The 24,884-nt window shown below is 65.7% G+C and carries 22 protein-coding genes, 2 tRNA genes and 1 pseudogene; 12 read left to right on the forward strand and 13 right to left on the reverse strand.

The window, feature by feature from the left end; translation table 11 throughout:
• Window positions 1-56: 56 nt before the first annotated feature.
• From RQI43_RS17030 to RQI43_RS17055, 6 genes and pseudogenes are all read right to left on the reverse strand, one after another.
• Window positions 57-470, reverse strand: coding sequence for a DoxX family protein (locus RQI43_RS17030; RefSeq protein ID WP_311275920.1), 414 nt, complete (start codon window positions 468-470; stop codon window positions 57-59).
• Between the two features lie 250 nt (window positions 471-720).
• Window positions 721-1,062, reverse strand: coding sequence for a hypothetical protein (locus RQI43_RS17035; protein ID WP_311275921.1), 342 nt, complete (start codon window positions 1,060-1,062; stop codon window positions 721-723).
• 103 nt (window positions 1,063-1,165) lie between these two features.
• Entirely contained in the window at window positions 1,166-3,052 is a 1,887-nt protein-coding gene (locus RQI43_RS17040; protein ID WP_311275922.1) for an adenylate/guanylate cyclase domain-containing protein, read from the reverse strand.
• Window positions 3,049-3,570, reverse strand: coding sequence for a FecR domain-containing protein (locus RQI43_RS17045; RefSeq protein WP_311275923.1), 522 nt, complete (start codon window positions 3,568-3,570; stop codon window positions 3,049-3,051). The genes RQI43_RS17040 and RQI43_RS17045 overlap by 4 nt, the downstream gene beginning before the upstream one ends.
• Window positions 3,571-3,592: 22 nt before the next feature.
• Window positions 3,593-4,273 carry a Crp/Fnr family transcriptional regulator gene (locus RQI43_RS17050; protein WP_207410983.1) on the reverse strand — a complete coding sequence of 227 codons (681 nt, stop codon included), beginning with the start codon at window positions 4,271-4,273 and terminating at the stop codon, window positions 3,593-3,595.
• A gap of 502 nt (window positions 4,274-4,775) precedes the next feature.
• A pseudogene (locus tag RQI43_RS17055) lies at window positions 4,776-5,450 on the reverse strand (SDR family oxidoreductase); the annotation flags it as partial.
• Here RQI43_RS17055 and RQI43_RS17060 point away from each other — a divergent pair.
• The gene (locus tag RQI43_RS17060) at window positions 5,422-5,676 is read left to right on the forward strand and encodes a winged helix-turn-helix transcriptional regulator (RefSeq protein WP_311275925.1); all 255 of its coding nucleotides are present in this window, start codon (window positions 5,422-5,424) and stop codon (window positions 5,674-5,676) included. The pseudogene RQI43_RS17055 and the gene RQI43_RS17060 sit on opposite strands and share 29 nt — an antisense overlap.
• A gap of 169 nt (window positions 5,677-5,845) precedes the next feature.
• Here the strand turns inward: RQI43_RS17060 and RQI43_RS17065 are convergent, their stop codons facing one another.
• Window positions 5,846-7,021, reverse strand: a complete 1,176-nt coding sequence (locus tag RQI43_RS17065) for a GAF domain-containing protein (RefSeq protein ID WP_311275926.1) — start codon at window positions 7,019-7,021, stop codon at window positions 5,846-5,848.
• Window positions 7,022-7,299: 278 nt separating this feature from the next.
• Between RQI43_RS17065 and RQI43_RS17070 the strand changes: the two genes are divergently transcribed.
• Complete coding sequence (locus tag RQI43_RS17070; protein ID WP_311275927.1) at window positions 7,300-8,922, forward strand: GMC family oxidoreductase N-terminal domain-containing protein; 1,623 nt, start codon at window positions 7,300-7,302, stop codon at window positions 8,920-8,922.
• Window positions 8,923-9,300: 378 nt separating this feature from the next.
• A complete protein-coding gene (locus RQI43_RS17075; protein WP_311275928.1) occupies window positions 9,301-10,173 on the forward strand; it encodes a class I SAM-dependent methyltransferase in 873 nt (290 codons plus the stop codon).
• 468 nt (window positions 10,174-10,641) lie between these two features.
• On the opposite strand, the gene RQI43_RS17080 is transcribed toward RQI43_RS17075, so the two are convergent.
• Window positions 10,642-10,716: transfer RNA gene (locus tag RQI43_RS17080), tRNA-Gly, on the reverse strand.
• Between the two features lie 240 nt (window positions 10,717-10,956).
• On the opposite strand from RQI43_RS17080, the gene RQI43_RS17085 reads away from it, so the two are divergent.
• The 3 genes from RQI43_RS17085 to RQI43_RS17095 all read left to right on the forward strand — a co-directional run bounded on the left by RQI43_RS17085 (window position 10,957) and on the right by RQI43_RS17095 (window position 12,010).
• The gene (locus RQI43_RS17085; RefSeq protein ID WP_311275929.1) at window positions 10,957-11,643 is read left to right on the forward strand and encodes a Maf-like protein; all 687 of its coding nucleotides are present in this window, start codon (window positions 10,957-10,959) and stop codon (window positions 11,641-11,643) included.
• Window positions 11,640-11,834 (forward strand): DNA gyrase inhibitor YacG, encoded by a 195-nt coding sequence (locus tag RQI43_RS17090; protein WP_311275930.1) that lies wholly within the window; start codon window positions 11,640-11,642, stop codon window positions 11,832-11,834. Before RQI43_RS17085 ends, RQI43_RS17090 begins: the two co-directional genes overlap by 4 nt.
• A gap of 100 nt (window positions 11,835-11,934) precedes the next feature.
• Window positions 11,935-12,010, forward strand: a tRNA-Phe gene (locus RQI43_RS17095).
• Between the two features lie 269 nt (window positions 12,011-12,279).
• Here the strand turns inward: RQI43_RS17095 and RQI43_RS17100 are convergent.
• The 3 genes from RQI43_RS17100 to sfnG all read right to left on the reverse strand — a co-directional run bounded on the left by RQI43_RS17100 (window position 12,280) and on the right by sfnG (window position 15,726).
• Window positions 12,280-12,672: a hypothetical protein gene (locus tag RQI43_RS17100; protein ID WP_056428124.1), complete on the reverse strand. Its 393-nt coding sequence runs from the start codon at window positions 12,670-12,672 to the stop codon at window positions 12,280-12,282.
• 423 nt (window positions 12,673-13,095) lie between these two features.
• Entirely contained in the window at window positions 13,096-14,346 is a 1,251-nt protein-coding gene (locus RQI43_RS17105) for an SfnB family sulfur acquisition oxidoreductase (protein ID WP_311275931.1), read from the reverse strand.
• Between the two features lie 270 nt (window positions 14,347-14,616).
• Window positions 14,617-15,726 carry a dimethylsulfone monooxygenase SfnG gene (gene sfnG / locus RQI43_RS17110; RefSeq protein ID WP_056428126.1) on the reverse strand — a complete coding sequence of 370 codons (1,110 nt, stop codon included), beginning with the start codon at window positions 15,724-15,726 and terminating at the stop codon, window positions 14,617-14,619.
• Window positions 15,727-16,248: 522 nt separating this feature from the next.
• Between sfnG and RQI43_RS17115 the strand changes: the two genes are divergently transcribed.
• From RQI43_RS17115 to RQI43_RS17130, 4 genes are all read left to right on the forward strand, one after another.
• Window positions 16,249-17,406, forward strand: a complete 1,158-nt coding sequence (locus tag RQI43_RS17115; protein WP_056428129.1) for a complex I NDUFA9 subunit family protein — start codon at window positions 16,249-16,251, stop codon at window positions 17,404-17,406.
• A 698-nt stretch (window positions 17,407-18,104) separates the two neighbouring features.
• Window positions 18,105-19,031, forward strand: a complete 927-nt coding sequence (gene ppk2, locus RQI43_RS17120) for a polyphosphate kinase 2 (protein WP_056428132.1) — start codon at window positions 18,105-18,107, stop codon at window positions 19,029-19,031.
• Window positions 19,032-19,153: 122 nt separating this feature from the next.
• The gene (locus RQI43_RS17125; RefSeq protein ID WP_311275932.1) at window positions 19,154-19,948 is read left to right on the forward strand and encodes an enoyl-CoA hydratase/isomerase family protein; all 795 of its coding nucleotides are present in this window, start codon (window positions 19,154-19,156) and stop codon (window positions 19,946-19,948) included.
• 169 nt (window positions 19,949-20,117) lie between these two features.
• A complete protein-coding gene (locus tag RQI43_RS17130; protein ID WP_200919100.1) occupies window positions 20,118-21,626 on the forward strand; it encodes a carbohydrate porin in 1,509 nt (502 codons plus the stop codon).
• A 91-nt stretch (window positions 21,627-21,717) separates the two neighbouring features.
• Here the strand turns inward: RQI43_RS17130 and RQI43_RS17135 are convergent, their stop codons facing one another.
• On the reverse strand, window positions 21,718-22,167 hold the full coding sequence (locus RQI43_RS17135; RefSeq protein ID WP_311275933.1) for a MarR family winged helix-turn-helix transcriptional regulator: 450 nt from the start codon (window positions 22,165-22,167) through the stop codon (window positions 21,718-21,720).
• A gap of 226 nt (window positions 22,168-22,393) precedes the next feature.
• Between RQI43_RS17135 and RQI43_RS17140 the strand changes: the two genes are divergently transcribed.
• Entirely contained in the window at window positions 22,394-22,693 is a 300-nt protein-coding gene (locus RQI43_RS17140) for a hypothetical protein (RefSeq protein ID WP_311275934.1), read from the forward strand.
• 356 nt (window positions 22,694-23,049) lie between these two features.
• The gene (locus tag RQI43_RS17145) at window positions 23,050-23,277 is read left to right on the forward strand and encodes a hypothetical protein (RefSeq protein WP_082470407.1); all 228 of its coding nucleotides are present in this window, start codon (window positions 23,050-23,052) and stop codon (window positions 23,275-23,277) included.
• 102 nt (window positions 23,278-23,379) lie between these two features.
• Here RQI43_RS17145 and RQI43_RS17150 read toward each other — a convergent pair whose 3' ends face one another.
• Complete coding sequence (locus RQI43_RS17150) at window positions 23,380-24,816, reverse strand: NAD-dependent succinate-semialdehyde dehydrogenase (RefSeq protein ID WP_311275935.1); 1,437 nt, start codon at window positions 24,814-24,816, stop codon at window positions 23,380-23,382.
• Window positions 24,817-24,884 lie beyond the last annotated feature (68 nt).

Below are 24,884 nucleotides of genomic sequence, written 5' to 3' on the forward strand. Positions count from 1 at the left end.
AGCACCCAGAACGGATGATGCGAAGCGCTCTCGGAAAAGACCAGATCAAGTCAAGATCAGGACCAGTGGCGGCGTTCGGGTCGCGACGCGTTTATCAAGGGCATCGCGGCAAACTCCGCATGACGGGCATAGGCGAGCCCGGCAAGCGCAATCAGCAGCACGAGCGGAGGAAGCATCGTCGCGGCAGGATCACCCGCATACCAGTGGCTGCCGACGGCGCCGGTCATCAGGATGGCGAGCAGTGTCGCTCCGGCTGCGGTGAAGCCGCGAACCCAGAGCGATACCGCGCCGAGCAGTTGCAGAGCCCCGATCACGTACATGAACCAGAGCGGGTAGCCGAAGCGCTCGAAGCCGGCGACCTCGAAGGGCAGTGCGGCAAACTTCATGCCGGCCGCAGCTGTGAAGATGATCGTCAGTATCGCGCGCGCAATGAAGCCGCTGAATGTCTTTCGATCCCATGTCTGTGCCATTGCGGTTCCCCTGTCCAAGTAGAGCTGTCCCCGCCGATACGGTGCCGGACCATGACTCGATTTGTTTTCAACGCGATGGCGTTGTCTTTCACGAGGCTCGCGAGATCTCCGCAACGGCCGAGGCCAGCGTGCCGATACGCGCCCCGTCGTCCCCGCAAGGCGTGATGTGGCGAAGAGAGTGTCCGGGCCGCCGCCGTGCGTACGGCGGCGGCCGTTCTACGGTTCCAAACCTGAAGAGCTTGGCGCCCGATCAGCCGCAGACGCGCTCGTAACCGTCGAACAAGGGCGTGTAGACGGTGCGGCAATCGCCGAAATCGGAGCTGAGAAAGTCGCCGCGTGCGGGAGCGACCCAGGGGAGCCCGCCGAAGCGCTGGCGGAACCCGCGGTGGTAGAAACGTCGATCATGCCCGAACCGCCCGTACCCGAACCGCCCGTGCCCGAACCCGCGGTGACCGAAGCCTCCATGATGGCCAAAGCCGCCGTGAAAGCCGCCGTGTCTGAACCCGCGGGCATCCGCACTGAGACTACCGGCAGCCAAAGTCGCGAGCGCGAGACCGGCTGCAATCATCATCTTCGTCGAATTTGTCTTCATCGTGCTTCTCCCTGTTGGGGTGGAAGCACTCTGCCCTCGATGATGATTGATCTCTGTGATCTGGGTCACGAATACCTGAGCGTTCGCCTCGACTCGAAGAATATCACGGCGGAGGTGGATCGTGCCGCAGCCAAACCTCTATCGGCTGAGCGCGTCCACGGATGGCCGCAATCTGTTGCTCGTCGAAAATGTCATCCGGTGTATCGATGCCGGCGGCTTTCAGCAGATCGGCGCTCACGGCGAGGCGTGACGTTCTCTCGGAGGCCACTGCGAGCAGGCGGCTCGCGACGTTGACCGTATCGCCTGTCGCCGTGATGTGCTGATTGGTGTCGCTTCCGAGGCGCGAGAGAATGACCGGCCCGTAATGAGCGCCGATGCGCACATCGAGCGCGCGTCCTGCGCCTGCCAGTTCAAGGTCGCGTGCAATCCAATCCCGGGTGCGTCGGATGAGGTCTTCGGTTGCCCGCACGGCGTTTTCCGCTCGCGCCGGATCGGGGTCCAATGCGCCGAACACGACCATCGCGCCGTCGCCCATGAAATTGACGACGAGACCTCCGTGTGACGAGGCCGTCTCGTCCACGAGATCGTGAAACGTCTTGAGGATGTTGCGGGTGCGCACCGGGCCAAGGCGCTCGCTCTGGCGAGTGAATCCGGTGAGATCGATGAAGAGCACCGGGATCTCGCGCGCGAGGGGCTCAGCGAGATAAGTCGGGTCCCAGGCGAGACGATCCGCGAGGGCTGCGGGTTGAAGCTGGCGCAGGGCCTGTTCCGATTGCGCCAGCCGCACGCCTCGGTGGCGATCCAGTATCTGCCGCGCCACCGCACACAGAAGCATCGGCAGTCCGGCCGCTGCGACTGGCAGGGCGGCGCTCAACCAGATGCCATGGCTAAAGGCGACGGTGCCCACGGCAAACCACGCAGCCAGCAAGATCAGCGCGAGAATGGTCGCCGGGCCAGGCGGCGCCAGCGCGATCAGAAGCACGGCGGCGCCCGCGAGAGTCACGGCCGCCAGGGCGTCGAGCCGCCGCACGCGGGCATCGCGCACCAAGCTGTCCCCCGTGGTCAGGTGGGCGATGCCGGTCGCCAGCAGTTCGACGCCGGGCATCACCGGATCGAACGCCGTGGCAAAGGTGTCGCTGCCTCCGAGTGCCGTCGCGCCGATCACGACGATGCGGTCGCTCAGAGACGCCACCGCTGCCGTACCATCCAGGAGCGCGGCGGCGCTGAGGGTCCGGATCGTGCGCCGCGGCCCATAGGGACGAAGAGGAAGATGATAGCCGAGATCGAGCGGGATGACGGCAGAGCCGATCCGGACCTGTCCCTCGCCCAGGACCGGATCGGTCCGGGCGGCCAGGGCCGCCGCGCGCAGGACGAAAGCCGTGGCCACGCCCTCATCCGTCATCGCAACCAGGGGAAGGTGCCGCGGCACGCCCGCAGCGTCCTCGGACACATTGACGATCCCCGACAGCGCGGTCGCGCCGATCCCCGGTATCGGCCGGTGCACGGCGGTGGCGACCGGGATACCGTCCTCGTTCGTCACGTCGTTGAAAACGGCCGCCGCCGCCAACACGGCGGGCACCTTGGCAAGGGCAGCGGCGAGGGCACGATCCGCCTCCGGCTGGCGCCCGTCTTCCAGGAACAGAACATCCACGGCGAGCGCGCGCGGGCGGGCGGCGGCGATCGTCTCGATCAGCCGCGCCATCGTCGCGCGCGAGATGGGGAAGCCTCCGTCCCGGCGGACGATCTCGTCGTCGATGGCGACGATCGCGATCTCTTCGGGGGGCGCGCGCCGACCGGCCAGCCGCATGCGCAGGTCCGTCATGGCCGCCTCGAGATGGTCGAGAGGCGTCGCCCGCCCGGCGATGTGCAGATGGGCGAGCCAGCCGCTCCAGCCAAAAGCGGTCACCAACGCAAGGAGGACGAAGCGCCGGGTCACCCGACGGCGGTTCGAGATCGGCTCACGCCCCTGCATCAGGCCCGCTGCTTTCACTGCCCGAAGCGTTCCAGCAAACCTCTGACGCGTTCCTGCGGCCACCGCCGCACGTCCAGGGGCCCCTGGTCCCCGTCGACATCGACGCCCTCACCCGGGGCCAGCGTGACGGAAACGCCCGGCGCGTTACGACGCGCGACGACGACATGGCCGCGAGCCACGAACACCGCCGTTTTGGCGTCGGTCACATCGACGGCGTAGACCGTGCCGCGCACGGAGGCAATCGCGTGGGGCGTGAGGATCTGGAAGCCGCCCTTCCGGGGACGCGAGCGGGGCGGCAGGGTCACCAGAACGGCGCGGCCGCCGATCTCGGCGCCTTCCAGTTGCCCGTCGCCGTCCCGATCGATCGGCCGCAGCGTGGCCGACCGCTCGGTTTCGAGTGAAAGACCATCCGCGCAATGCAGGACCCGCAGGGGCGGATCGAAGCGTGTCGTTTCCGTGCAGCGCGTTTGGGCAAGGGCGATACCGGGGACGATGCTGGCCGCGAGTGCCGCCGCGACTCGTGCCGGGTTTTTCATGGGTTGGATCCCTTCTGCCGCTTCAGATCCGGGACGGACCGCCGAGGGCCGCCAGACGCTGTGCGAACTTCACATTCACGCGTGAACGCCCAAGATCGATGATGCCGGACCGGCGCCAATCCTGAAGAACGCGGTTCACGCTTTCCCGCGCCGCGCCAACATAAGCAGCAAGCTCTTGCTGCGTCACCTGAATCTCGGCACCGTAATCCTCGGACAACATGATCAGTCGGCGTGCCAATCGAGCGTCGAGGGGAAGCAGCGTGGCTTCCTCCATCCGCTCGCTCATCCAGCGCAGTCTTTGGCACAGGAATTCGATGATCCGTACCGCCAGCGTTGCGTCATGCGTGAGAAGGCCGAGGAAGTCCCGCCGCTCGATGACGAAGAGATCCGTCGCCTCGAGTGCGACGGCCTCTGCGGTGCGGGCATGGCCGTCCAGAAGGGCAATCTCGCCGAAGACATCGCCGGCCCCGAGGAGATTCAGCGTCACGGACCGCCCCTCCTCGCTGCAAGCGGCGATGCGGATCTGCCCGCGACGGATCGCGTAGAGAGCATCGCCCGGATCGCCCTTCTGGAAAAGTACCTCGTTTCGCGCGACGCTCACTGTCCTGCACAGGCCGGCGATGCTTTGGATGGCTTCCTGGCCCAGTTCGGCGAAGAAAGGATTGGCCGCCAGGATGCGGGTGAGCCTGTGTGGCGTGCTCACGGCCGCGTCCCCTGAAGTCGCGAGGCCGGGCGCACGTTCGGGACCTGACTTCGCAGACAAGCGATACGTCGACGTTCGAACCTCGGACCGGATCTGCGAGGACGGCGCTCCGCGCGCAGCGTCGCCCCCAGGGTCTTCTTCGCACCGGAACGGGTACTCCCGCCGAAGGCACTGCTCTGTTTCACCGTCATCGTCCGATCCGTCCTGCAGCCTCGTGTCGGCGCGACGCCTCGCCCTATGGCTCTTCATGGACCGGATCGTCCGTGATGAAGGTCACAGAGCGGCGCAGCCAAGTCGTCGCGCGAGGTTAGGCTCGCATGACGGCCCAATGCACAACGGCGTCTCAGTATCTCTCACAGAACTGCCTTTGCGCCGTCGTGCTCCGAGCGAGGGCCGACCGTGGCCGGGAGTTTCGTAAGCACTCTTGGAGCCGGGAGATCTGGCAAGACCGGTCCTTCGGCAAGACTTGCGCGTCTTCTTCGGTCGGGGCGTCGCGCCTTCCTCACACGGTCGGTATCGTGCCTCCATCGATGACGTATTCGGTCCCGCTGATCGAGGACGCATGGGGCGACACGAGGAACAGGATCAGACTCGCGACTTCCTGGGGCTTTGCGGGGCGTCCGAGTGGGATGCCGCCAATGCTGTTCATGATGATCTGCTTGCCCCCTTCATAATCCGTCCCCGCTTCGGCCGCGAGGCGTTCCGCCAGCTGGATCGATGCTTCGGTCTCGACCCATCCCGGAGATACGCGAACGACCCTGACGCCCTTGGGCGTGACCTCCCTGGACAAGGCCTTGCTGTAGGTGGAGAGCGCGCCTTTCGCAGCGGCGTAGGCGGTGGTGGATTCCGGCAGGGGGAGCTGGCGCTGGATCGACGTGACATGCACGACGATTCCGTGCCCACGCTCGACCATGGCAGGGACAAGGGCTCGGTCGAGGCGGACCGCCGCCATCAGGTTCTGTTGTATCTCCCTGTCCCAGGTCTCGTCGTCGAGCGCCGAAAAGCCGCCGCCCGGGGCGCTCGAGCCGCCGAGTACGTTGACGATGATGTCGACACCCCCGAACGCTGCAATCGCTGCCCGGGCCAAGTCGGAGCATCCGGCGGATGACAGCAGGTCCGCCGCGACGAATTCCACACCGTCCGGCAGGTTGGCCGGTCTTGCGCAAGCGCTCGTCATTCAGCGTCTCCGGTTCCCCGATCTCGAGCGCGCGATCCCGGCGATTTCACAAAAGATGCTGGTTCAGCAGTTACGAGGGTTGGAAGCAGACGGAATCGTGACACGCCTCGTCCACCATCAGGTTCCGCCGAAAGTCGAGTATAGCCTCACGGAGTGGGGGCAATCGTTGTGCCCGATGCTGGACGCGATTCTGAAATGGTCCGCTGCGCGAGACACGCCGGAATAAAATCGCGCCGCGGAATCGTCATGCTCAGCAACGGCGGAATTGCTTCGATCACCCAGCCGGATTGAGCCGCAGACCGCCTAAGGTTCGCTCGACGAAGACGCGGGACGCTGCACCAAAGGGGAGATTTGAAGAAAGGCGGGCAACCTCACCCATGACTCGCCCTGCGCCCTCAAGTCAGAGATCGAGCGTGAGGTTTCACCGCATGCTGCGCAATAGGATCGCGGCCTCGGGCCGAGTCATGCCGTCCCTCCCTTCGGAGGGCCTCGCGCAATTGCCGTTCGGTCGCCCGCAGGCGGACCTCGGAGGAGGCCAGAGCGGCAAGCGCCGACAGAGCCTGCGCCTCACGCTCGTCGAGCACGCGCTGCTTGTAGTCGATCACGCAGAGCGAGCCGACGGGGAAACCTTCGTTGTCGAGGACGGGAACGCCTGCGTAGAAGCGAAACCCAGGATCGCCCGCAACGGCCGGATTACTGCTGAACCGAGGGTCCTTTGCGAGATCCTCCACCGAGAAGACCCCTTTTTGCAGAATCGTATAGTTGCAGAACGCCCAACTCCGCGGCGTCTCCGGAAGGTCGAGCCCAAGGCGTGACTTGAACCATTGCTGCGTCGGCGTGAGCAGGGTCAGCAGCGAGATCGGTGCTTTCAGTGTCTGGCTGGCAAGCCATGTCAGGCGATCGAAGGTCTCCTCGGGCGCCGTGCCCAGGAGCCCGGATCGTTCCAACGCCACAAGCCTCTGGCCCTCGTTGAGGGCGACTGGGAAGGGCAAGGCCCCGGGCGGCAGTGCCGTCTGCCCCGTATCAGCCAACGACCGGCGGATGGCCGCTACCGCCTGTTCGGGGGTATCGATGGCGATCACCCGATCGAGCCCATCTGTCTTCCTCGCCTGCACGGAGGCACCCACGGCCAGAATGCGGCTGTGACCTAAGGATGGGTTGGCCACGAGACTGTGCAGGAGGCCGGACCGCTCGACATCCCCATCCACAAGATCGACCACGATGGCATGGGGACGGGCCGAGCCGAGCGCGAACAGCGCGGCATGAAGATCTTCGAAGATCTCAGCCTCGCATTCGGGGACGGCGGCGAACACTTCCTCGTAGGATCGAATCCGATCTCCCGGTGTGATGACGATCACAGTGGCGGAGGCCGAGGGCGTGCCACATCCACCACCCTCGATGAGCGCTTCGATATCCGTCCGATACACACGGCGATGCCCACCCGGCGTCTTCCAGGACGGAACCGAGCCCCCCTCGATGAGCAGCTGAGCTGTGCGGACTGAAACGCCGAGCAGCTTGGCCGTCTGGGCCGTGGTGAGGATGTCCTTCTCCATCGCCTTCACTGTGTCCACCTGCCGATTCCGCCGACGCGAACGGCGCCGTCGGCAACAAACAGCGAGCCCTAGCAGGGAAGCCTTTCCCATGCAAAATTGGTATATTTGCTAAATCTGATAGATTTGATATAGCGACGCTTCCCTGTAGGGGTTCAGCCACGAGCCGCAGACGGGTGCGCCGTCTCCCGAAGCCGGATCTCGGCAACTCCAGCATTTCGCAGCGGAAGCCACCGAAGACCGGGGGAGACTGTCTTTGTCCCTAGTGACCACAGTTTTACGGAAGAAGGAGGCATGAAATGGTGAGCCACCCCTTTGATGAAGACCGGGATTTGTCTCGTCGTGCGCGGGAGAACCAAGGGCGCCTGATCGCCGAGTTGAAGCCGCACTACGATTTCATCGTGTGCGGCGCTGGCGCGTCGGGCTCCGTCGTCGCACGGCGGCTCGCGGAGAACTCCGAAGCGCAGGTGCTGTTGATCGAAGCCGGCGGCAGCGATGACGCGGAGGCTGTGCTCGACCCCGCTCAATGGCCCGCCAATCTGGGCAGCGAGCGGGATTGGGGTTTCCAGGCGCAACCGAACCCGCATCTGAACGGTCGTGCCCTGTCGATGTCGATGGGCAAAGGTCTCGGGGGTGGCTCCAGCATCAACGTCATGGTGTGGGCGCGCGGGCATCGCAGCGACTGGGATTTCTTCGCCGAAGAGGCAGGCGATCCTGGCTGGGGTTACGACAACGTCCTCGAGATCTACCGTCGGATCGAGAATTGGCAGGGGACGCCCGATCCCACCTATCGCGGCCAATCGGGTCCGGTCTGGGTCCAGCCCGCCTCTGATCCCAGTCCCATTGCATACGCGATGCTCGATGCCGCCCGCGAGATCGGTATCCCGACCTTCGAGCACCCGAACGGCCTGATGATGGAGGGGCCGGGCGGCGCCTCTATCTCGGACATGCTGGTCCGCGACGGCCGGCGCCAGTCGCTTTACCGGGCCTATATCCGCCCCTGGCTCGACCGCCCCAACCTGACGGTCTTGACCGACACGACCGTTCGGCGAGTGCTGATCGAGAATCGGCGCGCCGTTGGTGTCGAGGTGGTTCGCGCCGGGCAGGTCCTCACGATCCACGCCCGGTCCGAGGTCGTGCTGTCACTGGGCGCGATCCAGACGCCCAAGGTCCTGATGCATTCGGGCATCGGAGATCAGGCGGAACTGACCCGTATGGGAATACCGGTGCTGCAGCATCTGCCGGGCGTCGGGCAAAACCTTCAAGACCACGTGTCCTTCGGATGCATCTGGAATTACGAAGAGCCGATCGCCCCGCGTAACAGCGGCAGCGAGGCCACCCTGTACTGGAAGAGTCGTCCGGAACTCGATGCGCCGGACGTGTTGTTCTGCCAAGTCGAATTTCCCGTCCCAAGCGAGCGGACCGCGGCGCGCGGTGTGCCGGCGCATGGCTGGACGATGTTCGCCGGTCTCGCGCATCCGGCGAGCCGCGGCCGGCTGCGTCTGACGAGCGCCGACCCCTCGGTGCCGATGGCGATCGAGGCCAACATGATGTCCGAGCCCGCGGATATGGCAACGGCCCTCAGATGCGTCGATCTCTGCCGCCAATTGGGAAATGCTCACGCGTTCCGGCCTTTTGTCCGCGACGAGGCCATGCCCGGCGACCTCAAGGGTGACGCGCGCGAAGACTTCGTCCGTGATGCCGCGGTCACCTACTGGCACCAGAGCTGCACGGCCAAGATGGGCCGTGACGCGATGTCGGTCGTCGATGCATCGCTGAAGGTTTACGGGATCGAATCCCTGCGTATCGCAGATGCCTCGGTCATGCCGCGTGTGACCACGGGGAATACTCAAGCGCCCTGCGCCATTATCGGGGAGCGGGCTGCACAGATGATCCACCAGGCTCACGGCCTATCATCGTAGCGCAGCCATGCGCCGCGCCGACGGACGGCGTTCGCGGTGAGGATATCGGCAGGATGGCGGTTCCTGGATGCTCGGTCATCGACACGATTGTCCCAGGTCTTGGCGCCATCCTGCGTGATGCCGTGAGCCGAGAACGGATGATTTCATGCATCGTCGAGCAGATGCATAGCATCATATCGGCATCATCAGAATTTTTGTCAGTGCTCCAGGCTCAAGCGCGCTTGTCGTCTACGAAATTTCGAATGATCGCCGGCCGGTCATCTCCGCGCGCATGAATCGATCTTGATCCAGGCACATCGGATCGGTCGCAATCATGCGAGATCCTTCTCATTCACAGGTCACGACCAAGTGTCGCGATCGTCGCACTGGTGGTCCCCGATGAACGTCCATGCTGTCGAACGCAAGCTGCGGCAAATGGGAGATGAGGCAAGGGGGCTCGCCGTGATCGGTGCGGTCTTACGCGTGCGGCAAGGAGCGGCAAAGGTTCATCCGGAGGTAGAGCGCCGTCTGCTCGATGCGGTCGCCGCCTTGGTGCCGGGAGGCCTGGATGAGCTCGATCAGGAGCGGATGTCCGCTCTGCTGACATCCGCCACCCACGCGCTGGAGGAAGCACGGGATCTGCTCGAGCATCCGGACAGGCCTCCGCTCTGGCAGGTCAGCGATCCTGCGATGCTGCAGGCCCAAGGCCAAGCCTCGCGCGGCGTCGTACGGCGCTTGGCAGCCTTGGCGGCGGAGCGTCCAGCGCTCGCGGCCGCGCTTGGCGGGCATTTCCTGGACGTCGGCACCGGTGTCGCCGGCATCGCCCTGGAGGCGGCTGCGCAATGGCCTTCGCTGCATGTCGTTGGTTTGGACATCTGGAAGCCCGCCCTCGATTTGGCCCGCGAGAACGTGGCGGCGAGCCCTTTTGGCAGCCGCATCGAACTTCGCCTGCAGGATGTGACCCGTTTCGATGAAGTAGCGGGCTACTCGCTGACATGGCTCCCGGCGCCCTTCCTTTCGCAGGACGCGGCCCGGACAGCGCTCGATCGACTGACGGCTGCTCTCCGACCGAAGGGATATCTGGTCGTGGGGCTCTATGCCCCGCCGGCAGAGCCCATCGGAGCCGCACTGGCGGCCCTGCGGCTGGCCCGGAGTGGCGGGCATTTGTGGGATTGTCACGACATGGAGGTTGAACTGCGCTCCCGCGGGTTCACTGCTGTCGAGACCTGTCGCGGACAGCCGGTGTCGCTCGTCATGGGACAGGGCGCATAAAGCGCTCGTCCCTCAGCCTGACCCGGTACGCCCACGCCGTCATCGGCGACTGGTCCGGCATCGGCGACGCGTGCGGCGACCCCGCCCCGGGCACCCCGGAGAACATCGACGCCCTGATGGCCCGTCGGGAAGCTTACGAACGGAATTACCAACTCGTGTTCACCCCGGCCGTCGACGCGAACACCGACCAGGCCGTCGACGCCGCGGCCTGAGATCCACCGCATATCGTCCTGAGCGGGCGCCGATCTCGACCACATCGGGTCGGCTGCGGCGCACGCACGGACATCGACGACGCAGCGCTACTCGCGCGGCGCGGACGGAAAATCACGGGTGGTAGCGAATCTTCGGGTCGCGCATCGGGCCGTGAAGAACGGGGCCTGAACAGGCCTTGGGGAACGCGATGGCGAACATGGGGAACGCGAGATCAGCGGAAGGGGGCCAGAAAATCTGACGCTTCAACGAGTTAGTTGGAGCGGGCGATCGGGATCGAACCGACGACATTCAGCTTGGGAAGCTGACGTTCTACCACTGAACTACGCCCGCATGCCGGTTGCGGGAGGGCCTCGACAGCTTCCCCTCGCCCAGCGGAGCGGACCATATCAGAGCGGCCCGCTTTGTCCACGGCCTAGCCAGGGCGCGGCGCGACGGTTTGCGTTTCCAAGGAGCGGGCTTTCCGATAGCGTACCGGCCGGTCCGGCATGTCGATCCGGCACGCCGAGCGGGCCTCTCGCGACCGGGTCGGCCCGCCCTCTCCCCCAGCCTGCGGATTGTCAAAAAGCACCAATGGATATCTCTTCCGCGCAGGGCGGCACGCACGCCACGATGAATGACGCCTCCGGCGAGACGCCGCGCCGGGGCCCTCGCCTCGTTCTCGCCTCCGCCTCCCCGCGCCGGCTGGCGCTGCTGCAGCAAGCGGGCATCGAGCCCGACGCCCTGCTTCCCGCCGATGTCGACGAGACCCCCCACAAATCGGAAGCGCCGCGCGAGCTCGCACGACGCCTCGCCAGGGCCAAACTCGACGTGGCGGGGGACGCCGCCCGCCGCCGCGACGACATGCGCGACAGCTACATCGTCGCGGCCGATACGGTGGTGGCCGTGGGACGGCGCGTCCTGCCGAAGGCGGAACTGGCCGACGAGGCCACCGATTGCCTGCGCCTGCTCTCCGGGCGCCAGCATCGTGTCTACACGGCGGTCTGCGTGCTCTCGCCCAAGGGAAGCCGCCGCGAGCGTGTGGTGGAGACGCGGGTGCGGTTCAAGCGTCTCTCCGGCCGCGACATCGAGCGCTACATCGCCTCGGACGAGTGGCGGGGTAAGGCGGGCGGCTACGCCATCCAGGGTCTCGCCGGTACCTTCGTGGTCAAGCTCGTCGGCTCGCACAGCGCCGTCGTCGGCCTGCCACTCTACGAGACGATCAGCCTTCTCGAAGGCGAGGGCTTTCCCGTGCGGCAAGGCTGGGGGGCGATGGCATGAGCCGGGCCGTTCCCATCAAGCCGAAGCCGGAGCCGTGCCCGATCTGCCGCAAGCCCGCACAGCCGGAATTCCAGCCCTTCTGCTCGGCCCGCTGCGCCGATATCGACCTCGGCCGCTGGCTCACCGACCGCTACGCGATCCCCACCGAGGAGGACGAAACCGAGGACGAGGACCCGCCGCGTTCGTCCTGAGCCGATTCCATCGCACGAAGCGCGCAAAGGAGGCTGGACAGGGCCCCGCCACCTCACTATACCCCCGCTCCAGTCGACGGCGCCAAGCGCTTCGGCGGGGGCCCAGGTAGCTCAGTTGGTAGAGCATGCGACTGAAAATCGCAGTGTCGGCGGTTCGACTCCGTCCCTGGGCACCATCTATTTTTTTAAGCCCGTAGTTTCGCTGGATTATCCCGATCGGCTTCCGCACCAGGGTAGCAGGTGAGGGATAAATGAGCGCCGAGCGGGCTAGCCGGACTTTTTCGGCGGTGCGTGTGTAGACCGCGCTTTCCCGGCTTCCGGGCGTCCACCCATAGAGAGCATTGCGCTGGGCCACCGTAGCTCCAGCTTTGGCAGCACGGCGCGCCGGAGTTCCGTAGACCGCGCGTTGACCCCGCTCGCCGGCATCACGAAAGATCTTGTTGAATCAGTTCCCGTACGATTCTTTCGTGAAGGCCCGGCCCTGCTCGCTGATGATGCAGGTGAGATCTCCGGTCGGCGTCGCTGCGATCGACTCGGCCAGCATCCGGAGGATTGGCCGCGGGACGACGTCTCCCGTCTTCGATGGCTCCCTGCTCCGGACGTGTTGGCGACCGATCTTCACCGCATCGCTGCGCCTGAAGCCCGTATGGAGCGACAGGTCGAAGGCGAGGCGCTGGCGGGTGCCGACCGGCCACTTCGCTTCGAACCGGGCTAGTTCGTCGTCTGTCCAGCCAAAGAAGCCCACCTCATCATTCGCGCCCGTCAGCAGCTTGGCGTTGAGGGTCGGGGCGACCGGGACAAGGCCCCGAACCGTGGCCCAACCGAAGAGGCCACGCATGGCCTTCAGGAATGTGTTGGCGGCGTGCGGCTTGTCGCGGCGCTTATCCCGGCCAGCGAGAATCCCCCCATCGATCTATGGTTGTCAGAGGCTTCGAACCGGCGGTTTCCTGCATCGCGCGGTACACCGTATGCCGCCGCCTGCGAGTGGAGGCGCTGAGGTCTGACCATTCGGCGCTCTCGAGGCATTTCTCGATGAGCCATGAGAGTACCCCTGTGGCTGGCCCTTTGTACCTCGGCGGGCGCTCCCTCGGGCGCGAGGCCGTAGGGTGGCTGCTGCCATTCGCTTCCTGCGCAAAACAGAGCTCGGCCATTTCGGGGAGAACGTCCGCTTCCTTCGTTCGTCGTTGGAAAGCGGACGGGTCACCATTTCACGACGAAATGGTGGGTTCAGGCACGAGCGCCCTTCGTCCGACTCCCTCCGTCAGCTCCAGGCGTGGAACGGCGGGTTCACGCCGTTGAGGGCGTGGTTGCCGATGATCGCGTATTTCCAGCGCACCGGGTCGTGGAGGGTGTGGGTGCGGGCGTTGCGCCAGTGCCGGTCGAGGTTGCTCTCGGCCAGGGTCGAGCGGGTGCCGGCGAGCTCGAATAGCTTGCTGCTCGCCTGCACGGCGATCTCGGTGGTGAGCACCTTCGATTCGGCGACGGCGAGCTGGGCCGCAGCCACCGTCTCCGCGCTCGGGTTGGCCACTGCTTCGTCGAGGGCGAGGCCGGCTTTGTCGAGGATGGCTTCGGCCGCATGGAGCCGGATCGTCAGCTCGCCGATCGCCTGGATCGTGTAGGGATCGTCGGAGGCGCGGTCCTGGCCGCTATCGACCCAGGGGCGGGTCTTGGTGCGGACAAAGGCGATGGTGTCGTCGATGGCCTCGCGGGCGATGCCGGCATCCACCGCCGCCTGGATGATCTGGAAGATCGCCCCGTCGGAGCGCGGCTGCTCGTAGCCCTTCCAGGCCGGGACGAGATGGGTCTTGGGCACACGGACGTCGTCGATGAGGACGGTGCCGCTCGCCGTGGTCCGCTGGCCGAAGGCCGACCAGTCGTCGATGACGGTGAGGCCGGGGGCGCCCCTGTCGGCGATGGCGTACCAGGCGCGCCCCTCGCCATCGAGGGCGACGATGGGGACGAGATGGGCGAGCAATGCCCCCGTCGAATAGAACTTCTTGCCGCGCACGATGACGTGGTCGCCGTCATCGACGAAATGGGTCTTGAAATCGGTGGCGCGCGGGGTGCCGATCTCCGAGAAGGCGTTGCCGAAGCGGGTGCCCTTCAGGACCTCGCCGAACAGCAGCGCCTGCTGCTCCGGGTCGGATACCGTACGGATCGCCGCCACGATGCCGAGGTGGTTCTGCGAGATCTGGCCGATCGAGGGGTCGGCGGCCGAGATGATGGCGACGACCTGCGCTAGGGTCTTGTAGGACACCTCCGGCCCGCCGAAGGCCTTGGGAACGTTGATCGACCAGAGCCCGCTCTGGGAGAACGCGTCGAGCTCGGCATAGGGCCGCCGGTTGGTCTGGTCGCGTTCGGACGCGCCCTCGCGGAACTCCTTGGCGAGGGCATGGGCGACGCGGATCGCCTCGGCATCGTCGCGGATGACATGGGCGGGGGATGCCGGACGGGGAACCGGCGGCGCGCCCCGGGCGGTTTCGAGCGACTGGGCGCTGACGGCGATGTTCATGGATGGCTCCAGGGTACCGGGCAGGCGATGGGCTGGTTTGAACGGGCGTTTGAAGACCTCAGCCGGATCCCCCTCTCGTCGGGGGCGAGGCAAGCGGAGGCGAGGCCGAAGCGAGGGTGAGGGGGCGATTCCGAAAGAGGCTCCTCCGGACGAGCCCCCTCACCGGCGGATGCCGCCTCGCCGCGCCGACGACGAGGTCGTCGCGGCCCTCTCCCCGCCTGCGGGGAGAGGGGATGCGCGGCTGTCGTCAGCTGGCGCTGGAAAGGCCGCTCAGGCGGCCTCGGCCCGACGCTCGCGCGCGGCTTCGAGCGCCCTCACCTTCGGGATGATGTGCGCGCCGAAATAGGCGACCTCCTCCTGGAAGTGCAGGAAGGCGAGGAGTGCGAGGTCGACGCCGGCATCCTTCAAGGCCACGATACGCTCGGCAATCTGGTCGGGCGTGCCGATCAAGTTGGTCTTGAAGCCGTCATTGTACTGGACGAGATCCTCGAAGCTCGATTTCGCCCAGTTGCCCTCCCCTTCCGGAGAGGCCTTGCCGGCGTTCTTCACCTCGTGGCCGAAGGCCTTCACCGCATCGGGATCGGCGTTGTCGATGATCTCCTGGAGGACGGCGCGGGCCTCTTCCTCGGTGTCGCGGGCGATGACGAAGGCGTTGACGCCGACCTTTACCGAATGGCCGTTGGCCGAGGCCTTGGCTTGGATGTCGTCCACCTGCGCCCGGATCCCCTCCGGCGTGTTGCCGTTGGTGAAGTACCAATCGGAGACGCGGGCCGCCATGTCGCGCGCCGCGCGGGAGGAGCCACCCTGGAAGATCTCGGGCTGCGGGTCGGCCGGCTTCGGCTTCAGGGTGTAGTTGGTGTAGCGGTAGAAATCGCCGCGGAAGGTGAAGTCGTCCTGCGTCCAGATCCCGCGCAAGGAGCGGATAAACTCCTCCGAGCGGCGATAACGCTCGTCATGGTCGAGCCAGGGCTCGCCGATGGCGCGGAACTCACCGGAGAACCAGCCCGACACGACGTTGATGGCGATGCGCCCGTTGGTGAGCTGGCTGATCGTCGCGATCTGCTTGGCGGCGATGGTCGGGTTCCAGGGGCCGGGCAGGAGCGCGGCGATGACCTTGAGCTTCGTGGTCACCGCCAGCAGGGCGTGGCTGAACGCCACCGATTCATGCTGGTACTCGGCACCGTAACCGGCGGTGAAGCGAATTTGCGTCAGGGCGTAGTCGAACCCCGCCTCCTCGGCGATCTGTGCGAGGCGGCGATTGTAATCCGCTTCCCAACTCGTGCGTTGTTCGATCTTGCTGATGACAAGGCCACCGGACACGTTCGGCACCCAATAGGCAAAACGGATCGGCTCCGGAGGGCGATGGCTCGGGCGGGTCATAGTTCTATCCGCGAATGTGAGAAACCAGGCATTCATCTGAAGCAAAAGCCTCAGTTGAATACGTTATTGCAGCAAGCGCATTATCATTCACTGCTTGTGCTTCATCTTTGATAGATGAAATCTCTTACAAACCGGCCCTATAGTCAAAGGAATGGAAATACATTTTCTTGCCGCAGACAAGGACAATCTTTCGATACGCAGCCGTTCAGCGAGAACATTCTATTTCCTCCCCGTCGGCCCCGCCTCGGTGAGACGATCACCCGGGGTGCATCGGACGCGTCGCGGAGCCAACCTTCGCCACAGGGTGCCGACCGCCGGCTCCTCCGTGAACGGCGGGGTATCGGGGGTTTTCCCTCGCCGAATGTTTCATCGCCGCCTGGGCCTCCCGCGCTGCGGTCAACGGCCCTAGCTATCGATGCGCGAGCGATGGTAATCCCGCATTCAGTGGTGACGGACAGAGACTCGCCCCCGGCCCGGACAGGGCGTGGCAGGGCATCTCGGATGACAGGTGGGAACCAGGCGATGACCGGCTTCGACGCTTCGACCTCTCCTTTCGCCGGACCGTCATTGCCGCGTCCGTCATCGCAGCTGGTCACCGTCTTCGGCGGTTCGGGCTTCCTCGGACGCCATGTGGTGCGGGCGCTGGCCAAGCGCGGCTACCGTATCCGGGTCGCGGTCCGGCGGCCGGACCTCGCCCTGTTCCTGCAGCCTCTCGGCAAGGTCGGGCAGATCGTCGCCGTGCAGGCGAACCTGCGCTACCCGGATTCCATCGCCAGGGCGGTGGAGGGAGCCGACGCGGTGGTGAACCTCGTCGGCATCCTCCAGGAGACCGGCAGGCAGGGATTCCTCACGCTTCAGGCCGAAGGGGCGGGCGAGATCGCCCGTGCCGCCGCCGCAATCGGCGCGCCCCTGGTCCACGTCTCGGCCATCGGGGCGGACCCGCATTCCGACTCTCTCTACGCGCGCTCGAAGGCGCTGGGCGAGGCGAAGGTGCTGGCGGCCCAGCCCCGGGCTGTGGTCCTGCGTCCCTCCCTGGTCTTCGGCCCCGGAGACAGCTTCTTCAACCGTTTCGCGTCGCTCGCCCGCGTGCTCCCGGTCCTGCCCCTCGCCGGAGCCGAGACGCGCTTCCAGCCGGTCTTCGTCGGCGATGTGGCCGAGGCCGTGGCCCGCGCGGTGGACGGGCAGGCCGAGGCCGGCCGCGTCTACGAGCTCGGCGGCCCGGAGGTCGAGACCCTCGACGGCCTCGTCCGCTACATGCTGAAGACCACCCGCCGCCGCCGCCTCGTCGTCGACCTGCCCAAGCCCATCGCCATGCTGCAGGCCCGCGTGATCGAGACCGTGGACACGCTGAGCCTCGGCCTGCTGCCGGACAGCCTCAAGCTCACCCGCGACCAGGTCACGCTGCTCCAGACCGACAACGTGGTCTCGGAAGCCGCCAAGGCGGAAGGCCGCACGCTGGACGGGCTCGGCATCCTGCCCACCGCGATGGCCGCCATCGTGCCCGGCTACCTCTGGACCTTCCGCAAGGCGGGCCAGTTCTCGAAGGAGGCCTTCACCGCCTCAGAGGAGGAGGCCGCAGAGCCGTCCTCCCCGCCGGTCGCCCGACCGAGCGGTCCCCCGATCGGCCCCGATGCGGCGGCCCCGAGCCGGATGGGCGTACGCTGGGGCACGCGGGGATAGTACGCCGTCTGGAGTGGCGGCGCAGAACGGATGAAATCCGAAACCGGGCGAATGTTTGAAACAGACAGGTTGAGTGTAGCCGCGAAGTTTCGTCTTAGCCCGGAGAAAAGCGTCACCTGCATTGGCGTGCAGGGCTGCGCGGCTACGACGGCACCCAGAAGCTGGCCGGGCACAAACGCGTGGCGTTGATCGATGCCGAAGGGCATGTCCTGGCTTCAGCGAACGTGCAGGATCGCGTTGCGCTGGTTGCCCTTGATGACGGCAAAAAGAGATGGTCCAGCCTGCACTCAGCCAAATTCGACGGTGCCTCACGGTCGAGCGCCGCCAGGATTGGTGCCTGATCCAGGGCATGCGCCACCCCGCCATCGAGAAGCCGCCGGGTCAGAGCGGCCCTCATTCTGAGCTTGTCGAAGGATGCCGTGCTGGAACAGCGCCGCGACGTTGCATGAATTTTCGGTGTGTTTAGCTATTGAGGCGGCCCGCACCGCCAACGTGCCGAACGCCCTGGATGTCGCAACCAGACGGCTCGCTTGCGTCGCCGTCCTCCCGGCCAAAAATGCCCTCGACAATCCCGCATGAGAAGGCAGGCCAATACAGGCTTTAGGGAGCTCGTTGCCGTCGCCGAGGAGGTCTCCTTACTGTCATGCAGTTGTGATCCAAGGGCCTGGATCATTCCCATTCATCAGGAAGGCAATGTTATGGACGGCACGCGCGCCGGGACTCGTCCTTTCGATATCGAGGCTATTCGTCGAGAGATGGCCGACGACTTCGATGAAGAATTGGAGATGGAACTAGAAGACGAGCGCCTTGAGCGACTGGTTAGCGAAATCGATGCAAGCCCGCGTCCGCCCAGCATGGACCGGCGAGTCTATTTCCGTGAGCTGTTTCGGCTCCAACACGAGCTGGTTCGTCTGCAGGATTGGGTCCAGGCCCAGAAGCTCCGCGTGGTCGTGATCTTCGAAGGGCGGGATTCGGCTGGTAAGGGCGGCGCCATCAAGCGCATCACCCAGCGTCTCAATCCGCGCGTCTGTCGCGTTGCCGCGCTTCCGGCTCCCAGCGAGCGCGAGCGCACGCAATGGTATTTCCAGCGCTACGTCGCGCATCTGCCGGCGGGCGGCGAGATCGTGCTGTTCGACCGCTCCTGGTACAATCGCGCCGGCGTCGAGCGCGTGATGGGGTTCTGCACGCCGGACCAGTACGAAGAGTTCTTCCAGTCCGCGCCGGAATTCGAGCGCATGCTGGTGCGGTCCGGCATCATCGTGCTGAAATACTGGTTCTCGATCACCGATCAGGAGCAGGAACTGCGCTTCAACATGCGCATCCACGATCCACTGAAGCAGTGGAAGCTCTCACCGATGGACGTCGAATCCCGTCGCCGTTGGGAGGATTATACCAAGGCGAAGGAAGTGATGCTCGCCCGCACGCACATTCCCGAGGCGCCGTGGTGGGTGGTCGAGGCCGTAGACAAGAAGAAGGCCCGCCTCAACTGCATCAGCCATCTCCTCACGCAGATCCCCTATGGCGACGTGGAGCACCCGCCGGTGCATCTGCCCGAGCGCATGCGCCACGAGGATTACGCCCGCCAGCCAGTTCCGCAGGATATGTTCGTCCCGGCGCTGTTCTGATCGGAGCCGAGGGCATCGAAGGCCGCCTGTCCGGTCTCCCTGCGGTTGCCGAAAGCGGCACGGATGGGCAAGACCTGTGTCGAAGAGGCCGATGAACGGCCGGTCCGGCATGGGAACCCCGCATGAGCGCCACCGACGAGATCCTGTTCGAAACCGACGATGCCGGCATCGCCCGCATCGTCCTCAACCGGCCACAGGCACGAAACGCCCTGACCTTCGCGATGTATCAGGGCCTAATCGACCTGTGCGGACGGATCGAGGCGGACGAACGGATCAAGGTTCTCGTCATTACCGGCGCCGGTGAGAAGGCCTTCGCCGCCGGCACCGATATCGCCCAGTTCCGGGACTTCTCCAGCCCGGAGGACGCCCTTGGATACGAGCGCTTCATGGACAAGGTCCTCGGCACGCTCGAGCGTCTGCGCGTGCCGGTCATCGCCGCTGTCGCCGGCGCTTGTACCGGCGGCGGTGCCGCCATCGCGGCTTCCTGCGACCTACGCATCGCCACACGCGATGCCCGGTTCGGCTTTCCCATTGCGCGGACGCTCGGCAATTGCCTGTCGATGTCGAACCTTCAGCGCCTGTCCGGCCTCATCGGTCCCGCACGGGTGAAGGACATGATCTTCACCGCTCGGTTGTTCGGCGCGGAGGAAGCGCTCTCGACCGGTCTCGTCGGCGAAGTCGTGGAAGATGCCGCCGCTCTTGCCGCCAGGGCGACGGAACTCGCGACGCAGCTTGCCGGCCATGCACCGCTGACCCTACGCGCCACGAAGGAAGGTCTGCGCCGCCTCGCCGCCGAGGAGGAGGCATCGGAACGGCCCGACGACGATCTCATCCTCATGTGCTACACGAGCGCCGATTTCCGCGAGGGCATGGAGGCGTTCCTGGCCAAGCGCCCGCCGAACTGGACCGGCAAGTAAGGCGCTCCTCACAGAGCACTGCTCTGAAGCGGATGTGGGAAGCGCGACACACCGGGATAGGGAATTCCTGCGGCCACATCGCTCCCTCGTATCGGTTACAGCTCTGTCACGCTCTGCATGATAGAGCGCGAGCGGGGGTCGGTCGCCCTGGGACACGCTTTTCCGAGGAATGATGCTCCGCTCGTTTCCTCTTGCGACCGTCGCAGCCCTGATGTCCGGCCTTGCCGTGTCTGGCGCCCACGCCCAGACCGCTGCCGAGATTGCGGCCCGGCAGGCGCGTCTGGCGCTGGAAGGGCTCGATATCGGCTCACCGCGCGGCGCCGGCGGCGATCCGCAGACGTCGGTGGCGCAGTCGGTGACCTCGGCCAAGCCTTCGGCCAACCTCAACACCTCGATACAGGACCAGCTCGGCCCGTATGGCGACCCCTATGGCCTGCGTTCCTTTCTGAAGACCAAAGGCATCGAGTACAGCCTCACCTATATCGGCGAGAGCTTCGGCAACGCGACGGGCGGTGTACGGCGCGGTGCGATCGTCGAAGGGCGCCTGGATATCCAGTTCGATGCCGACCTCGAGAAGCTGGCAGGTTGGCAAGGGGCGACCTTCCACACCAATCTCTACCTCATCCACGGCACCGGCCTGTCGCGCTACTACGTCAACAATTTCATCACCGTGAGCGCCATCGAGGCACTGCCCTCTTCGCGGCTCTACGAAATCTGGCTGGAACAGAAGCTGTTCGACGGACAGTTCGGATTGAAGGTCGGTCAGATCGCGGCCGATACCGAATTCGCCGTGACTCAGACCGGCACGCTGTTCATCAATTCCACCTTCGGCTGGCCCAACATCATGGCGGAGGTGCTGCCGAGCGGCGGTCCGATCTACCCGCTGGCGGTGCCGGCGATCCGGGCGAAATACGTCCCGAACCAGAATTTCTCGCTGCAGGTCGGCGTCTTCGACGGCGATCCGGCAGGGCCTTACCCCAGCGATCTCGATCCTCAGCGCCGCAACCGCACCGGCACGAATTTCCGCACCAGCGACCCCGCCCTCGTCATCGCGGAGGCCGCCTATGCGTACAACATCGCGCAAGGTGATGAGGGCGATCCCGGCACGGTGACGCTGGGGGGCTGGCATCATTTTGGCCGGTTCGACAGCCAGCGTTTCGACGAGGCCGGGCGCTCGCTGGCCGATCCGTCCACCACCGGCATCGCCCGGCGCTTTCGCGGCGATAGCGGCCTCTACGGCATCATCGACCAGACCATCTACCGCGAGCCCGATGACCCGAATGACGGTGCCAGTGTGTTCCTGCGCCTGTCCGGTTCGCCCTCCGACCGCAACATCGTGGATTTCTACGCCGATATGGGCATTGCCTATAAGGGCCTCTTCAAGGGACGGTCAGACGACACGATCGGCGTCGCCTTCGCCCTGGCCCGCATCTCGGACAGTGCCCGCGGGTTCGACACCGATGTGATCCGCTTCGGCGGCGCGAGTGGACCCCGTCGGAGCAGCGAGGCCGTGATCGAGGCGACCTATCAGGCCGTCCTCGGACCCGGCGTCACGGTTCAGCCGGACATCCAGTATATCTTTCGCCCGGGCGGCGGCGTGCCCAATCCGCGCGATCCCGATGGCGCCCGGATCAAGAATGCCGCGGTGTTCGGCGTGCGGGCGACGGTGCGTTACTGAGGAGCACCGGCTTCTCGCACCTCGCGAATGTTTCGAGCAAAGTGGGAAGATCTCCGGGCGCGATAGGCCCCGAGTGCCCTGCCGGGCCGGGTCACATCGTCAGCGCGGCCACGGCGGCACGGTAAATGGTCTGATCGATCGCGCCGAGATGTTCGGCGCAAGCGGCTTGCGCCTTCTCCCAGAGCGGGTACGCCTGTGCCAGGACTGTGCGACCTTTGTCGGTAAGCAGGATGCGTCTGACGCGCCTGTCGTCCGCATCGGCCTCGATTCTTAGCAGCCCGCGTCGTTCGAGGGGCTTCACGTTGGCGGTGATGGTCGTGCGATCCATCGCTAGGGCCTGTGCCAGCGCGCCGATGGCCGGAGCCTCGTCTCGGACGAGCATCATCAGCAGCGTAAACTGCCAGTTCGAGAGGCCGGTCGGGCGGAGCGCCGCGTCATAGCGCCGGCCAATGGCGCGCGCCGCCTTCTGAGCCGCGAAGCTGAAGCAGGCTTGTTCGACCCCGGCCGCGATCTTTGGAGTGAGGACCGGATGTCCGGCCATACGAAATTCCCCCGGAGTGTTGATACCAACGAGATAATGGCCCTGCGGGTTTTGTACAGCCCCTGCCAAACGAGACCTTCTCCGAATATGATTGGTATCAACCTATGTGCGGACGCGCACCGCAGGCCGCGACGCTACGTTTATATCAACGTTATTGCAACGGGCCGAAGCGTCGGGTCATCGGAAACCTCCCCCGACGAACGCTCACCGAACAGGACGTCGTATCATGACCACTCGCTCCACCTTCATCACCGGCGCCATCCTCACACTAGTCGTCGCCGCCATCGTTCCTGCCAAGGCCGAGCCGGCGAGGTCGTTCGACGCCTGGGGGCATCGCTTCACCGTCCCCGGTACCCAAGCGACCTTGACCGCACCAGCCACCAACTCGCCGAACACCGCTTCCATCGCGCCGAAGCGGTCCTACGCATCCGCCAAGGCGAGCGCAGAGGCCGTGGACGCTCCGTCTAAGCCGTCGATCCGCACGCTCAATATCTGGGGTGCACGCGTCGATGCCCCCCGCTACTGACGACAGGGCTGAGAACGACGTCGAAGCTCCACCTCATCGCTGGCGGTCGGCGTCCATCGGCTGCCGATCAGAGGCGCCTCGGCTTCGGGACTTAGGTCTGAAACCCTTGGTGAAGTGACAAGCCCAGCCGATGACGAGACAGGGTGAGACATCCCATCCTGTCTCATGCTTTCCAGCGACGTTTGCGGATCGAAACGGCTGAAGACATAAACGGCCGCACGGTCCAATTGGAAGCATCGCATTGATACGGTCGATATCGAATATCGATGCTATCTGTTTGATGAATGTTGCGCCGCAAAATATATCGGTCTCACGAAACGGGGCATCGGCCCCGAAACATCAGAGGGATCAATATTATGACCGTTCGTAGCCTTGTCCTCGCCGCTCTCGCCTCCGCCACCCTGGTCGGTACCGCGACCGCTGACGAGCGCATCACCGTCACCCCCACGCTCTATCGGGAGCAGGCCCGCGTCACGGCCGCCGTGCGTCCGGCCTCCGAGCTGACCACCACGCCGTCCCTGACCTCGCGTGCTCCCGCGACCCGGCGCATCGTCGCCGAGATCGTCGACCCCGCGACCCGCTAAGGCCGCTCCCGTGAGCGGGGCCGGAGCAAAGGCGTGCATCAGCGCTCCATGGGGTCTGCCCCATGGAGCGTTTTGCTTGTCGAGCCCACCGAATGCGGGCGCTCAGGCGCTCGCCTGGCTCACGAACTTCGTCGTCAGATAGGCCTCGATCGCCTCCGAGCCGCCCTCGCTGCCGTAGCCGGAATCCTTGATGCCGCCGAAGGGGGTTTCGGGGAAGGCGAGGCCGTGATGGTTGATGCCGAGCATGCCGCTCTCGACCCGGGCGGCGATCTCCGTCGCGCGGGTGGCCGAGCGGGTGTAGGCGTAGGCGGCGAGACCATAGGGCAGCCGGTTGGCCTCGGCGAAGGCCGCCTCGTCGTCGGAAAAGCGCTGGACCAGGGCCACGGGGCCGAACGGCTCCTCGTTCATGATCCGCGCGGTGAGCGGGGTCTCGGTGAGTACGGTCGGTTCGAAGAAATGGCCGCGGTTGCCGATGCGCTTGCCGCCGGTGCGGAGCTCCGCGCCCTGCGCTACGGCATCGGCCACCAGGGATTCCATCGCCTCGCGCCGGCGGGCATGGATCAACGGCCCCATCTGGGTCTCGGGATCGAGCCCGTCGCCGACCCTGATGCCCTGTGCATGCGCCACGAACCCCTCGACGAAGCGGTCGTAGACGGAATCGTGGATGAGGAAGCGGGTCGGCGCGACGCAGACCTGCCCGGCATTGCGGAATTTGTTGGCGCCGAGCACCGAGACGGCCTTCTCCACATCCGCGTCGGCGAAGACCAGGGCGGGGGCGTGGCCCCCGAGTTCCATGGTGATGCGCTTCATGTGGCGCCCGGCCAAAGCCGCGAGCTCCTTGCCCACCGGAGTGGAGCCGGTGAACGAGATCTTGGCGATGACCGGATGCGGGATCAGGTAGGACGAGATCTCGGCTGGATCGCCGAAGACCAGGGACAGCACGTCACCCGGCACCCCGGCATCGAGGAAGGCGCGGACGAGTTCGGCGCAGCTCGCCGGCGTATCTTCCGGCCCCTTCAGGATCACCGAGCAGCCGGCGCAGAGCGCCGCCGACAGCTTGCGGACGGCCTGGTTGATCGGGAAGTTCCAGGGCGTGAAGGCGGCCACGGGACCCACCGGCTCGCGCAGAACCATCTGGGTCACGCCCGGCACGCGGGCGGGGATGATGCGGCCGTAGGCGCGTTTCCCTTCCTCGGCGAACCAATCGATGACGTCGGCGGCGGCAAGCGTCTCCACCCGCGCTTCGGCCAGCGGCTTGCCCTGTTCCAGCGTCATCGTCCGGGCGATGTCGTCGACGCGCGAACGGAGCAGATCGGCGGCCCGCCGCATCACCTTGGCGCGATCGAAGGCCGCGACCCTGCGCCATTCGGCGAATCCGCGACGGGCGGCTTCCAGGGCACGGTCGAGATCGTTGCGCGTCGCCACCGCCACGGTGCCGATGGCGTCGCCGGTGGCGGGGTTGAGGACGGGGATCGTCCGCGCGTCGGAACCGGGCGTCCAGGCCCCGGCGATGTGAAGGGTCACGTCCGTGTCGGTCATCGGCGGCTCACGCTCTCGAAGGAGCATGGGTTGTCCGCCCTTCGCGCCGACGCCGCAACCCTCCGTGC

Source organism: Methylobacterium sp. WCS2018Hpa-22 (assembly GCF_031843785.1).
Classification (GTDB): domain Bacteria; phylum Pseudomonadota; class Alphaproteobacteria; order Rhizobiales; family Beijerinckiaceae; genus Methylobacterium.